General features: G+C 67.6%; 9 protein-coding genes. 4 read left to right on the top strand and 5 right to left on the bottom strand.

The features are described from left to right. Positions 1-557 (bottom strand): hypothetical protein (locus tag ACZ6DT_RS39290; protein WP_465604878.1); only part of this gene is annotated, 557 nt, incomplete at its 3' end. 1 nt (position 558) lies between these two features. After that, positions 559-1665 carry a recombinase family protein gene (locus tag ACZ6DT_RS39285; protein WP_465604876.1) on the bottom strand — a complete coding sequence of 369 codons (1107 nt, stop codon included), beginning with the start codon at positions 1663-1665 and terminating at the stop codon, positions 559-561. On the opposite strand from ACZ6DT_RS39285, the gene ACZ6DT_RS39280 reads away from it, so the two are divergent. The 4 genes from ACZ6DT_RS39280 to mobF all read left to right on the top strand — a co-directional run bounded on the left by ACZ6DT_RS39280 (position 1573) and on the right by mobF (position 10319). Further along, on the top strand, positions 1573-1863 hold the full coding sequence (locus tag ACZ6DT_RS39280; protein ID WP_465604873.1) for a hypothetical protein: 291 nt from the start codon (positions 1573-1575) through the stop codon (positions 1861-1863). The two genes, ACZ6DT_RS39285 and ACZ6DT_RS39280, sit on opposite strands and share 93 nt — an antisense overlap. A gap of 574 nt (positions 1864-2437) precedes the next feature. Next, positions 2438-4189, top strand: coding sequence for a UvrD-helicase domain-containing protein (locus ACZ6DT_RS39275; RefSeq protein ID WP_465604870.1), 1752 nt, complete (start codon positions 2438-2440; stop codon positions 4187-4189). Between the two features lie 114 nt (positions 4190-4303). Next, a complete protein-coding gene (locus ACZ6DT_RS39270) occupies positions 4304-4801 on the top strand; it encodes a hypothetical protein (protein WP_465604867.1) in 498 nt (165 codons plus the stop codon). A 553-nt stretch (positions 4802-5354) separates the two neighbouring features. Beyond that, on the top strand, positions 5355-10319 hold the full coding sequence (gene mobF, locus ACZ6DT_RS39265) for a MobF family relaxase (RefSeq protein WP_465604864.1): 4965 nt from the start codon (positions 5355-5357) through the stop codon (positions 10317-10319). Positions 10320-10328: 9 nt separating this feature from the next. Here the strand turns inward: mobF and ACZ6DT_RS39260 are convergent, their stop codons facing one another. The 3 genes from ACZ6DT_RS39260 to ACZ6DT_RS39250 form a co-directional block, all read right to left on the bottom strand. Then, entirely contained in the window at positions 10329-11018 is a 690-nt protein-coding gene (locus tag ACZ6DT_RS39260) for a hypothetical protein (RefSeq protein ID WP_465604861.1), read from the bottom strand. A 180-nt stretch (positions 11019-11198) separates the two neighbouring features. Next, the gene (locus ACZ6DT_RS39255) at positions 11199-12119 is read right to left on the bottom strand and encodes a hypothetical protein (protein WP_465604858.1); all 921 of its coding nucleotides are present in this window, start codon (positions 12117-12119) and stop codon (positions 11199-11201) included. Continuing rightward, a complete protein-coding gene (locus tag ACZ6DT_RS39250) occupies positions 12116-13864 on the bottom strand; it encodes a type IV secretory system conjugative DNA transfer family protein (protein ID WP_465604855.1) in 1749 nt (582 codons plus the stop codon). Before ACZ6DT_RS39250 ends, ACZ6DT_RS39255 begins: the two co-directional genes overlap by 4 nt. Between the last annotated feature and the right edge of the window lie 10 nt (positions 13865-13874).

Below are 13874 nucleotides of genomic sequence, written 5' to 3'. Positions count from 1 at the left end.
CGTGCGGCGAAAAACGGTGCGAGATCGCCCACGAGCTCGTCACTTACTAGTTCTGCGGTTAGGCCTACTGCATCGCGGATGGCGAGGAGGTCACCTGTGGCCTGCAGACTTGGGGCGGAAATCGCTTTTACATACAGTTCCACCAGGCGAGCACGAGGATCGTCGTCGAGGATGGCCTGCCGTAGCTCGCCGACCACCTTGCCGGTCGCCGTTGCGTCCAGCCGGGTACCGACCCACTTCTTGAACTGTTTCTCGGCGGCCGTGTTCGTAGCGACCAGTACCGGCAGGGTATCGCGCAGCAGCCTGGTAAGGCAGGCGTCCAAACCGCTTGAGGTGAACACCAGCGCTGCCCGGAGCAGGTCTTGCTGGTCGGCCGACAGCTTGCCCCTGGTCTCCTCCTTGCCCTGCTGTCCCTTTAGTCGGAGAACGTGCAGGGCGTCGAAGAGCCCGCTGACGCTCTGGTGGGTGGCGCTGAGGTACTTCCACGAGGTGGTGATCTCGAGGCCTCCGTACGGCGCGCCCGGCAACGGCGTGAGTTTCAGTTCAGTCAGCGGCATCTCACGCCTCCTGGCTTGTGGGGGCGGAGGATGGGATGCGCTCGAGGTAGCGGTGCAGTGACGTCTTGGGGATTCCGGTCTTCGCAGCGATCTGGCCAAGGCTGTTGCCCTGCAGGTGTAGCAGCCGGGCGTACTCGATTTTCTCGGCGGGATGGGCAACGGGCCGGCCGATTTGGCGGCCGGCGGCTTCGGCGACGGCGCGGGCGTGGGCAGCGCGTTCGGTGGTGAAGGTGCGTTCCATCTCGGCGAACAGTGCGAGCAGCAGGAACGCGATGCGGCCCATGCCCTCGTCGGCGGTGTCGATAGGCAACGGGTCGGCCAGGGAACGGACGCCGATGCCTTTCTCGGCGAGGTCGTGGACGAGGTTGAGGACCTCGCGCAGGTTGCGGCCGAGCCGGTCGAGGGTGTGCACGACGATGGTGTCGCCGTCGCGGGCGTAGGTGAGCAACGCGGTCAGGCCGGGGCGGTGGACGGTGGCGCCGGTTTTCTTGTCCACGTAGAGCCGGTCGTCGGAGATGCCAGCGTTGCCCAGCGAGGCGAGCTGGCGCTCGAGGTTCTGCTTGGTCGTCGACACCCGGGCGTAGCCGAGGTCGAGTCCCTGCCGCCGGGCAGATTGTGCGCCTTCGTGCGCGACTGTGGGTTGCTCGCTAGCTTTCATGGCCAAACCGTACCGGAAGTCATCTTCGTACTCTAGTTTCGGAACACATCTTGTGGAACGATTTCCGGAACGATCAAGCGACCCATCTCCCGTGGTCGCGAAATTCCGGCAGGGCATCCGGGTGTCCGTTCCACTTCCAAGGAAGTGGAACGGACCCCCGGACGGCCGCTGGAGCCGATCGCGGCGGATGCCGATGACATCACCATGACGACCGCATCGAACCGGGTCGGCACCGTCTCGCCCGGACTGGCCGCGTTGAGCGGAGCCCAGCGCGAGCACGCGATGGCGCGCTTCGCGGTGCTGCGCCCGCATCTTGAGGACGACGTGTCTCTCTCGGGTGCGGCCCGGTCGGCTGGTGTGCCGCTGCGCACCGCGCAGCGATGGCTCGCCCGCTACCGCGAACACGGACTGGCCGGTCTCGCACGCGCGGACCGGATCGACCGCGGCCACCGGAAGATGCCGAGCAGCAGATGTTGCTCATCGAGGGGCTCGCGCTGCGCCGGCCGCCGCCGAGCACTGCGACCATCCACCGCCACGTCGCCGAGCTGGCACCGACACTGGGCTGGCCGGTGCCCTCCTACAGCACGGTGTACGCGGTCGTCGCCGCGATCGATCCGGGGTTGCGGACCCTCGGGCAGGACGGGGTGAAGCGCTACCAGGAGGTGTTCGACCTGATCTACCGACGCGACGCCGCCCGGCCCAATGCCCGTGGTCAGGCAGGGATGTCCGCTGGCACGTCTGCCTACCGGTAGTGCCTTTGGGGCAGGGTGCCGCAAGTTCCCTGCCGGTTGAGAGGGCGCTTCGACTTGCTCTGACCGGTCGTTCCACATCCTTGACGGTTCGTCTGTGGCCCAGAATGGTCATGAGCCGGTGCCCCGCGATGTTGGTCATCAGGTCACTCGGATGAACCTTGCTACCACCGAAAGTTTTCGTCACGCTAACCAATGTGACGGAAAGAGCGACAGTCGCCGCCGGGGCGCCGATCAAGCGGCAGTGCAGCCAGTGCGGGAAAGACTTCCATGTGCGTCCGTCCGGCCCAGGACGGACGATGAAGTACTGCTCGCGTGCCTGTCAGCAGGCGAGCTACCGCCAGCGAAACGCCGAGTCGATCGATGACCTCAGGTGCAAATCTGAGGTCGCGATGCGCAAGCTGGGGTCACGGATCAGTGCCCTTGGCGCAAGCGATATCGACGAAGACCAGTTGTCCACCATCTTCCGTCACGTGTGCACTCTGCTCGATCTTCTGCCGGACATCGAGTCATCGGAAACCACTGCCTCGGCGATCAGTCTGGTGACCGACACGAGCGCCATGGGGCCGTCATCTCGTGACCGTGACGAGGTAGTCGAGGTCACCGAGAACCCGGCCACTGGTAGGAGCGGCGACTCCGAAACCGTCACAGACGCCGCCGTGACGGAAGCGGCGATGGCTGTCCCCGCTGCTCCGGTCGCGCTTGTCGGAGGCATCCGCCCCACCGCCGAGCAGGCCGACATCATCGAGGGCTGCGTCTCTGGCCGGAACCTGGTAATCGAAGCCGGTGCCGGAACCGGCAAGACCTCCACCTTGCGGATGGCAGCGCTCTCGCTCCCCCGCGGCCGACGGGGCATCTACGTAGCGTTCAACAAGACCGTCGCCGCCGAGGCCAAGGCGAAGTTCCCCAGCACCGTCATGTGCACCACCGCCCACTCGCTCGCCTATCGCGCTCTGGGTTACGCGTACAAGTCGCGCCTGAACGGTCCGCGGGTTCCTGCCGAAACGGCTGCGAAGATCATGAAGATCACCAGGGGCCTGGAGGTGAGGACCAGCGCCGCCGCCCGGATCCTCGACCCGGCCGCGCTCGCACGGATCGCCGCGAACACCGTCGACCGGTTTTGCCGGTCCGCCGACCTTGAGATCGGCGCTCACCACGTTCCGCCGGTGAACGGGATCGACAGCTACGCCGAACTCACCCTGCGCGAGTACATCGTGCCCAAGGCCGTCGAGATGTGGGCGGAGCTGCACCAGAAGAGCGGCAAGCTCCGGTTCGCCCACGACCACTACCTCAAGATGTGGGCCCTGACGAACCCGAACCTCGGGACCGACGTCGTGTTCTTCGACGAGGCGCAGGACGCGAACCCCGCGATGGCCAAGGTCGTACAGGCACAGCAAGCCCAGCTCGTCGCCGTCGGCGACAGCAACCAGGCGATCTACGGATGGCGCGGAGCCATCGACGCGCTGAAACACTGGCCCGCCGACGCTCGGCTCCGGCTGTCCCAGTCCTGGCGATTCGGCCCGGCCGTCGCCGACGAGGCCAACAAGTGGCTCACCGCACTCGAATCCGACCTCCGGCTCACCGGCACTGAGTCCGTGACCTCGTCCCTCGCCCCGCTGACCTCGCCGGATGCCGTCCTGTGCCGGACCAACGCCATGGCGATGGGCCGCGCCATGGCGGCGATGGACAACGGCAGCCGGGTCGCGCTGGTCGGTGGTGGCGGCCGGATCAAGAGCCTCGCCGAAGCCGCCCAGGACCTGCAGGCAGGGCGTAGCACGTCTGACCCTGAGCTGTGTGCTTTCACGACTTGGGGCGAGGTCCAGGACTACATCGAGCACGACGAAGCCGGGGCTGATCTGGGCGTCTTCGTCCGCCTGGTCGACGAGCACGGCCCCGCTGAGCTGATCCGTGCAACGAACCGCCTGGTCAACGAGGACACGGCTCAGCTGACGATCTCGACGGCACACAAGGCCAAAGGGCGCGAGTGGCATCGCGTCCAGGTCGCCGACGACTTCCGCCAGCCGAAGGCCGACGAGAACGGCAAACCCGGGAAGCTGTCTCGTTCCGAGGCGATGCTCGCCTACGTGTCGGTCACCCGCGCCCAGCACGTCCTCGACCGCGGCGGCCTGGCATGGATCGACGACCATCTCGCCGGTATTCCTGCGCCGTTTCCCCGTCGCCAGCCGACGCGGATGACCGACGACGCTTCCGCCTACTGGGCATGACCTGGCCCGGATTGCGTCACACGACGATCGGTGACGCAATCGGCCACGAGGTCATGACCACTTGGCAGCTATCCTGACCAGGAGGAAGGCACATGACGAGGAAGGTTTCGGGGGATGGCGGAAACAGAGAAGACCGCGCCAGTGCACAAGCACTATGCGTCCGCGACGCGAGCTGCGCTGAACAAACTGCTTGAGGCGCGAGACAAAGTCGATGCTGAAACGGTCAGCCTCCGCGAGCGGGAAGAAGCCGTGCTCGCCGACTTCGCGCAGGTGAATCTCGAACGCGAGACTGTCATCAAGAACCGTGATGCTCAGCTGGCAAAGCTGGAGAAGCGGAAGGCCGAGATCACCGAGCAGGCGGTGCCGAAGCTCGACGAGATCGACGCTCGGACTGGCACGATCCTGCTAGAGCTGACCGAGCTGGGCAGGAACGCCGATCAGGTTGCGCAGATGACCGACGTTCCCGTGAAGAAGGTCCGGGCAATGGTTCGCGCGGCGCGCGATGCTGAGGGGGCAAAGGCTGCGCGGGGCGCGTCACCAGGCCCGAACAAGGCGGAGCGTGGCGCCGATTCGTCGCCGCCTGCGGAGGACCAGCCGACCGCAAGTACGTGAGCGTGACGGCAGTGTGATGCAAAGCCCGGTGTCAGCTCGCGGCACCGGGCTTTGCTGTTCCTGTGGTCGCGGAGCTGCCCGGTTGCGTAGGCATCGATGATGTCTTCCGTGGTCGGGTCGGGATGTCCCGTCCCTCAAAGTGCGTGAAGTTGTGGTCAGCGCCTTCGCGCGCTTCCCGCTGTTCGGCGCCTGACTGTCGTGTCGCCGGAGATTTCTGGGGGAGCCCATCTCCCCCAGACCCCCTCTATCGTTGCTGGTCGCGTTGAAGGGCCCGCCTCACCGGCGAGCCCGCCGCAAGTTCGTGACCTGACGGTGTGGCACCACGCCCACTTTCCTGACGGTTCACCGATCCCACGTCGTCACTTTCTCATCACCTCTCACCTTCCCCTTCTCGCCACCTCCTTACTCCCAGCCTCATCACCTTCTCCATCTCCCTTCTTCTCCCTGCCCGCTCACCCGTTCTCACCTCACCCCTGCACTACTCACTGCCCTTCAACCCACACACCTAGGCATTATTAATGATCATGGTCGGTTCTGGGGTAAGATCGTTCTCGTGCTCCGTATCACGCCGGTCGGCGTCAACGCCGTGGACTACCTCGTCAAGGGGTCCGGTTGTGCTGAGCACGAGCACTCTCCCGAGGTCGGGGTCGAGCACGATTCGACCGACTACTACCTCTCCGCCACGGCACACGGCGAGGCGCCGGGCCGGTGGATGGGCAAGGGCTTGAGCCTGTTCGGGGTGCGGGAGGGTGAGCAGGTCGACGAGGACATGGTCCGCAAGATCTTCGGTGAACTGAAGGACCCGGAGACCGACGAGTTCCTGGGTCGCAAGCCGATGACCTTCAAGAACTACGAGGAGCGCCTGGCTGCCGCGCTGGAGAAGGAACCGGACGCCACGCCGGACCGTCATCAGGAGATCGCCGACGAAGTCCGCGCCGTGAAGACCAAGGCGGTCGCCTACTACGACTGGACGTTCAGCCCGTCGAAGACGTTCAGCACGCAGTACGCCGCGTACCTCGCGGCTGGTCGTCTTCAGGAGGCGGAGACGATGCTGCGCGTCCAGCGCGAAGCCGTCGCGATGGCCATGAGCTTCGCCGAGAAGCACGCCGCTTACACCCGGACCGGGTACCACGGCCGCACAGTGAACGGCCGCAGTGTTGGCAAGTACGAGAAGGCCGACGGGTTCATCATGACCGTCTGGCCGCACTCGACGAACCGTAACGGTGACCCGCAGATCCATACTCACGTCGGCGTCTTGAACCGCATGGTCACCAGCTCGGACGGCAAGATCCGCACCGTCGACAGCAAAGCATCACGCCCCATCAAAGAAGCCACCGCGTCCGTGTACGAGCGTGCGATCGAGGACCTCTCGCGGGAGTATCTGGGCTTCGAGTGGGTCACACGCCCGGACGGCAAAGCGCGGGAGATCGCCGGCGCCGACCTGGACCTCGCGAAGGCTGCCAGCAGCCGCCGCGAACAGGTTGTCGAGCGCGCCGAGGAACTGATCGAGGCCTACGTCGATCGCCACGGCCACGCCCCTTCCGCGGCCGCAGAGAAGAAGATCTACCAGGCCGCGACACTCGAGACCCGCGATCGCAAGTCCGGCGAACAAGGCCCGACCGCTGTCGCCTCATGGGGCGAGCGCCACACCGACGCGCTCACCGCGCAGCTGGAGAACGTCGCCGAGGCCGCGTTCCAGATCCGCAACGGTCAGCACCCCGATCTGCAGTTCCTTCCCGATCAGACCGACAGGGAAGCGATCCAGCGTGCCGCGCTGCGCGACGTCGAGCGTCAGTATCCGACTTGGACGATCGGGAACCTCACCGCGGCCATCGACAAGCGACTTTTGCGGGTCGACGGCCCGGCCGAGAGCCGGCCGCAGGTCGTCGAGGCGATGGCGCGGGAAGTGCTCGCTCCCGGCAACCAGTTCGGCGTGCTCACCCTCACCACGCCGGACCTGGTTCAGGTCCCCAAGGAACTGTGCCGCAAAGAGGACGGCCGCAGCCTGTACCGGCCGCACATCGACGAGGTCTATGTGACCGAAGCGGCCCTGTCGACCGAGCGGCGCATCGTCGCCGGCGCCGCGCAGCTGACCGCGCCGAAGATCGAAGGACCGGAGCTGGAACTGCTGCGCGTCGAGGTCTCCGCGATCAAGATCGGTGACAAGCCGATCGGCGCTGACCAGGTTGAGGCGATCCTCGGAATCGTCTCGTCCGGGCGCGCTGGTGACACCCTGATCGGCCCGGCCGGGGCCGGAAAGTCCACCGTCATCGGGGTCGTGTCGAAGGTGTGGGAGGAACGGTTCGGCGGTCGCGTCATGGGCCTCGCGACCTCCCAGCGCGCCACACAGGTCCTGTCCGACGAGGGCTTGGAGGCGATCAACACCACCCAGTTCCTCGCACGATTCACTCCGGACGAGCACGGGACCGTGAACGACTTCGTCCGCAAGAGCGACATGTTCGTTGTCGACGAGGCCGGCATGTCCAACCGCGACGAACTGGCGAAGATCAGCTCCATCGTCGAGGCCGGAGGCGGGAAGCTCGTCTACACCGGTGACCACGGTCAGCTGTCGGCGATCGGCGCGGGCGGCATGTTGCAGCTGCTGGCCACCGACAACGGCGCCTTCGAGCTCGAAGAAGTCCACCGGTTCCGGATTCTTGAGCCCGATTGGCATGAGGCGAGCGGCTTCAAGAACGTCGTGTCTCCGTGGGAAGGTCCCGCCAGTTTGCGGCTGCGCGCTGGTGATCAGTCGGTCATCGGTGAGTACGACACTCGTGGCCGCCTGGTCGGCGGCACGGTCGACGAGATGCAGGAGGCCGCGACGCGGGCCTACCTCGCCGACACGCTCGCCGGGATGGAGTCGCTGTTGATCGTCGGAGACAACGCAACGGCCGCAGAGCTGTCCCGCGCGATTCGTGATGAACTGATCGAGCTCGGCCGCGTTCACGAAGAGCCGATCGGTGAACTCAAGGATGAGACGTCGATCAGCGTCGGGGATGTCATTCAGGCCCGACGCAACGACTGGTCAATCCAGGTCGACGGTGAAGGCCTTGTCACCAACCGGCTCACCTACACCGTGGTCGGCCGCGACGACCAGGGCCGCCTCCTGGTCGAAGACCAGAACGGCATCGAAGCCCACCTGCCCGACTCCTACGTGCGCAACAACGTCACCCTCGCCTACGCCTCGACCGTCCACGCCGCCCAGGGCCGCACGGTGAAGACTTCGCACGCCCTGCTCAGCGAAGAGTCCCAGCGCGAAGACGCCTATGTCGCGCTCACCCGCGGTGCGCTGCGCAACACCGCGTACCTGACCACCAGCCGACCGGCGGACTCCCACGAACAAGGTCTCGACGTCACCCCGGCCGAGCTGATGGCCGGCGTGCTTGAACGCTCCGGCGCGGCCACCGCCGCCGAACTGCAGTTCCGCGCGAGCCAGGAAGAGGGACGCAGCCTCGCCTGGATCGGGACGCAGTGGGACCTCGTCGCCAAGGACTACAGCACCGACCGCTACACCCAGGTTCTTGGCATGCTGCTCGGTGCCGACAAGGTCGCGGCGATCCGGAAGGAAGAGGCGTTCCCGGCCCTCATGCGAAGCATCCGCAGCGCTGAGCTCGGCGGCCACAACGTGGACGCCGTACTCGCCGAGGTCGTGGCGAAGCGAGCCCTCGACGGTGCCGACAGCGTGTCCGCGGTACTGCGTCACCGGGTGCTGAAGGAGATCGACGGCCGCCCGCGCGAGCAGCGAGTCGACGCGCGGGACTGGACTACCTTCCAGGCCCCGATCGAGGGCCCGGTCGGGCAGTTCCTGCACGAGATGGCGGTTCTGTCCAGCGACCGGCAGAACGTTCTCGCCGCCGAGGCCGCAGCCGACATGCCCCCGTGGGCCCAGCAGTATCTCGGCGCACCGCCGGAAGATCCCGCGCAGCGGGTCGAGTGGCTGCACCGCGCCGGCGTTGTCGCCGCCTACCGCGAGCTGCACGCCGTTCCGGACGACCAGATCTCGATCGGCCCGGCTCCGTCGCCGGAGAACGAGTTCCATCGCGCGCTCTGGAAGGCCGCACACCGGGCGCTCGGCAACCCCGCCGACACCCTCGACTACGAGAGCGCATCCGAAGGCGAGCTTCGTGAAATGCGTGACCGGTGGCAGCGTGAGCAGCTCTGGGCGCCGCAGTTCGTCGGCGACGAGCTGCAAACGGCGAACCAGCACGCGCAGGACTACCACCAGGACGCGGTGCTGTTCGCCGCGCGCCTGCACACGCTGACCGAGGGCACGCCCGAGTACGACCGGACACGGCTGGAAGTCCAGCGCGCGGAGCGGATGAGCCAGGACTGGGCCGAGGCTGCCCGCCAGCTCGACGAGATTCACCACGCCCGCCAGGGCTGGTATGCCAGCACCGAACCGGCGAGGGTGGCCGATCAGCTCGCGGCCGAGGAACTCGAGCGCCGCGGACTTCCGGCCCGGCTGCAGCCGACGCCGCAGCCGGAACAGACGTCGCTGTTCGACATCGTCACCGAGCAGGAGGTCGGCGCTGCTCCGGAGCCGGACGTTGAGCCCGCACCGCGTGCCTGGGAGCTTGACCCGGCCAACCAGCCCGCGCCCGCCGCCGAGCCGGTCGAGCACGTGCTGTGGTGGCAGCGCTGGGCCGACCAGCTCACTGCCGCCGGCGTCGACCTGCCCGATGGCGTCGACCGCAACCAGATTCCGCTGTTCGACGCCGGACCGCCGGAGACCCTGCCGAAGGCCGTCGATGCCGAGCTCGACGAGCGCCAGATCGACGTCGAGGATCCGGCGCAGCTGAAGCTGTTCAACGTCGAGCCGGTCGCCGAGGACGAGCGCGCCGAGACGATCGAGCGGGAGGCAGCCGAGGAACTCGCCGCTGACCAGCAGCGTGAGCCGTCGGCCGAGCGGGATGCCGCCGCGCCCGCGCCCGCGCCCGCCGTCGACGTCGTCGAGGACGAGCGGGAACTGCCGGTCGAACCCGACCCGGACCAGCTGCAGATGTTCGACATCGAACCGCGCGTCGAACACCGTGTGGAGCAGCAGCCCGTGCGCGGCATGGTCGCCGAGCCCGTCGACGACCACGAGGTCGAGGCCGCCACCACCGAGCCCGCCAAGGACTTCGACGAACGGGTCACCCTCGCCGAAGCACGCCGCGAGGCCCGCGCGGCGGAGGCTCAGCGGATCCGTCGGGAAGCGGCCGAGAGCGCACGTCATGCCCGTGCCGAACGCGCCGCCGCCGCCGAGCAGGACGTCGAGAAGGAGACCGCTGAGCGGACCCGCCGCGACCGCGGCATCGACCCGGTGAAGCCGGAGAAGTCCGCCGACGTCCAGCAGGAGAAGGTGACCGTTCCCGACCGGGACGAGCCGGTCATCGAACGGACGCCGCAGCGCGATCCGCGCGCGGCCGCCGAACGGATCAACCGCCAGCTCAAGGACCGCGACGCCGCCGCAGGGCGCTCGTACCTCGACCGCGCCCGTCGCGACGGCCCTGGTCACCAGCCCGGCCGGGGCTGGTAGAACAAGCCGTCAGCCCGCGTGCCGACGTTCGGCGGCGACCCGCTCGTCGGACGCCGCGATGCCCGAACGCCACTGGTAGTCCGCGGCGATCCTTTCCAGCGGCCCGTACACGCCAGGGCATACCGCCTGGTCAGGGGAACGGTGCAGCTGGACGTGCGGCGCGAACGGCGGCTCGACGATCTCCTTGTCGGCCGGGTGGTGTCCGGGCAGTTCCTCCCACACCAACCCGAACTCGGCCGACGTCGTGCTCTGCAGAAGCTGCAGGTACGACCGCCACGCGTTGTCGGCCGCGCGGCGCAGCCGCCGGAGGTTCACCGGGTACCGGGCGCCGTCACTGAGCGCCACGGCGGTCCGGCCGACGTAGACGTGCCCGTGAATCCGCATGATCGGCTCGCCCGGGACCTGGTTCTCGCTGCGCGCGGTGAGCTCGAGGCGCGCCGGCGTCGACGAGCCTGTCGACGGGTGCTCGACGTAGCCGCCGAACCGCTGCAGCGTCGTGAGCGCCTGGCCCAGGACGTGGTGATAGACGTCCGCCAGCTGCGGGAGCAGATGTTCCATCGAGGGGGTCTGTGCGAGGGCGTCGCCGAACAGCGACAGGCTCGTCGGCACCGAGAAGTGAACGTCGAACGCGTCAGCCGGCGGGCGGCCGGTCTGCAGGTCGAACAACGGCGCAGGATCCACGCGAGTGTCGCCGAACATCGGGACGAACCTCCTGGCACGGCCAGTGCGGGTTCACAGGCCAGTTACCGATGGTACGGCCAGACGCCGACACCGCCGAAGGTCAATCCTGCGAAATGCCTGGACAGAGTGCCACGGAACTGGACAGATCCATGACAAAAAGTGGCCCCGACCTTTCGGTCGGGGCCACTTTCCGCCTGGTCACTGCCCTTGCTTCGGTTGTTCCTCGGCGGCCGCGGCAGCGTCCCGTTCGCGCCGCCATCGGAGGTCCTCTTCGCGTGCCCGCGTGAAGAAGTCTCCCCAGTACTTCGGATCGGTCACTTCCGACGACGCCGACTTCGTCTTGTCAGCACCGACCGGCTCCGGCTCCGCCGCCGCCGGCGTCGAACCCGGATTGATCACCGCTTGGGCCTGCTGCGTCGCCTGTACGTACTGCGGCAGCGAGTACTGGCCCTGCGGCCGCGGGGTTCCGCCGACCGGCTGAGGTGCGGCCTGCCCGGCGGCCGCCCGCTGGTGGGCCTCGTGCGCGGGCACCAGATGCTGCCCCGGACCACCGGGCACCGCCCGGCACATGGTCGCCGGAATCGCCTCAGCGATCCGGCCCAGCGCCGCGTCGAGCCACCGCGTGTTCCACTCGGCCATGTTGACCGAGGACGCCCGGTTACCCGTGTGAGCGTCGCCGTAGGTCAGGCGCAGCCACCACACCTGCAGGAACGCCGGACGATGCAGCGGCCAGCAATCCGGCAGCTGTCCCCGCGTGACCTGGTACCAGTAGCCGAGCGTCGTGTGGACCCACGTCCCGAGCTCGTCCCACTCTTCTTTCGCGACCTCGGTCGAGAGGTCCGGCCAGTGCAGACGGCTTTCTTCCTCCTCGATCTCCGTGTCCTCGTCGCCGACGAGGGCGTCGACGACGCCGCGCAGCTCCGCGACGTCCGCCCGCAGGGTCGCGACGTCCGGGCCGATGATCTCCGAGACGTCCTTCACGACCGCGTTGAACTTGCCGGTCGCCTCGCCGAGCTCGACCCGCATAGCGCGAAGCTCCTGACCGAGATCGATCAGGAGCCGGTCCCGCGACGGCGGGCCCGCCGAGGGCCCGCCGCCGGTGTCCTGTCCGCTGGTCACAGCCTCACCCTCGTGTCCGCCGGTGCCGTTTCCTGCTGCCACTGGGCCTGTGGTGCGTGCACGGGCTTCGCGTCGCCGCCGAGAGCCTTGAGCTCACGCGCCACCCGATCCCGGCCGGGCTCATACTTCACGACCCCGGACCGCATCCAGTTCCCGCTGGTCACGTACGCGTAGCCGATCGGCAGGCCCGCGAGCACCTCCGGCCGCAGCGTTTCCTTGAGGATCCGCCTTTTGCTGCTGCCGACGCTGCTCCCGCCGTGGCTTTGCGTCGTCCTGGTGTCCGTCTCGTCAGCACCCCAGTGCTTCCGGGCGGTGAAGGCAAGCTTCTTCACGTCCTCGCTGTCGCTGATGCCACCGAGGACAACCTTGGTCGGCAAGTTCTCATAAATGATCTTCGCGCCATCGTCGCCCCAGGTCATGCGCAGCTGCGCCAGAGCCTGGAAGACCGCGACGAGGGTGATGTTGGCGCCTCGCGAGTCGGCCGACCACTTGTCGAGCGGGACCGGGGTCTGCTGGGCGATCTCGTCCAGCATCATCGCCATCCCGAGCGGGAGCCTGCCGCCGACCGACGCGGCCGCCTGCTTCGTGCTGGTGAACAGGTGCTCGGTCAGCGCCGTCAGCAGCGGCGCCAGCCGCTTGTCGGTGTCGCTGCCGACCGCGTACAGCGTGCCCGAGGCGAGGAACTCGGCCATGTTGAAGTTGTCCTCGGGCTTCGGGCGGCACGCGGCCGCCACCGTGGGGTTGTCCATGAACCCGACGCAGGACACCACGGTCGCGAAGTAGCCGGTGCGGGTGTTGTGCGAGGCGTTCAGGCTCGATTCGAGCGTGTTGACCCATCCGGCCGGGACGAACGACGGGTTCGCCTGCAGGATGCCGACCGGGGTCTGGTCATCGGGGTTAGTGGACCAGTAGTGCACCGCGCCCATGTCCCAGTTCATCAGGGCCGCCGCCAGGAGGTAGCAGCGAATGATCTCCTGGGCTTTGCGCGCCCAGAAGTCGCTGCGGTCGATGCCTTCGGCACCGCCGCCGCCGCGGACCAGCGCCCAGGCCCGAGCGTCGGCGACCGCCTGGTCACGGCACCCGGACACCGGATCCCACGAGAACGTCGAGGCGACCCCGCCGAGCCCGGCCGGGTTGAACAGCCACACCCTGCCCCGCTGAGCGCGCAGTTGCGCGGTCGCGTCGAACAGTTCCAGCTTCGTGCTGGCCACATACTGCGCGCCGGGGAAATCCAGGATCTGGTTGATCAGTTCCTGGCTCTTACCGGAGCCCTGTGGGCCCAGCAGCATCAGGCTCCGGCCATAGGGGCTGTAGATCTTCTTGCCCCGGACGTTGCGATCGCCGGTGATCAGCTTGCCGAGGTTGAAGCCGTATTCCGTCGGCTCCTGCCGCCGGCGGGTGGTTCCGGACCGGTACTGAAGGTCCGGGCGAAGGAAGTCGGCGCTCTTGTACAGCGCCCTGGCTCCCGCGTAGTCGCCGAGATCCTTCCGGGTGATCCATCCGTCGTCGCCGAGCTCGCGCCGCAGGCTCTGCAGCTCCGAGAAATACCACTTGTGGTGCGCGATCGCGCCGCCGAGCAGCACGCCGCCCAGCGGAATTCCGACCGTCGCCGCGGTGTCATACAGCGGGGCCAGCGCAGCGGCCGGATCGCCGATGGCGCTCAGGGTGCCGAGACCTCCGCCCAGAACCACCCCGGTGGCCCCGATCTTTCGATTTCGGGACCTGACATCCTTATCGCTGGACATGGAGTGAAGC

Source organism: Amycolatopsis sp. NPDC041971, assembly GCF_055588925.1.
This window is presented reverse-complemented; position numbering and strand designations above follow the sequence as displayed.

Bases quoted from the DNA above. Each gene is read 5' to 3' on its own strand.
- ACZ6DT_RS39250 (WP_465604855.1), bottom strand. From the start codon at position 13,864: ATGTCCAGCGATAAGGATGTCAGGTCCCGAAATCGAAAGATCGGGGCC.
- ACZ6DT_RS39270 (WP_465604867.1), top strand. From the start codon at position 4,304: ATGGCGGAAACAGAGAAGACCGCGCCAGTGCACAAGCACTATGCGTCC.
- ACZ6DT_RS39260 (WP_465604861.1), bottom strand. From the start codon at position 11,018: ATGTTCGGCGACACTCGCGTGGATCCTGCGCCGTTGTTCGACCTGCAG.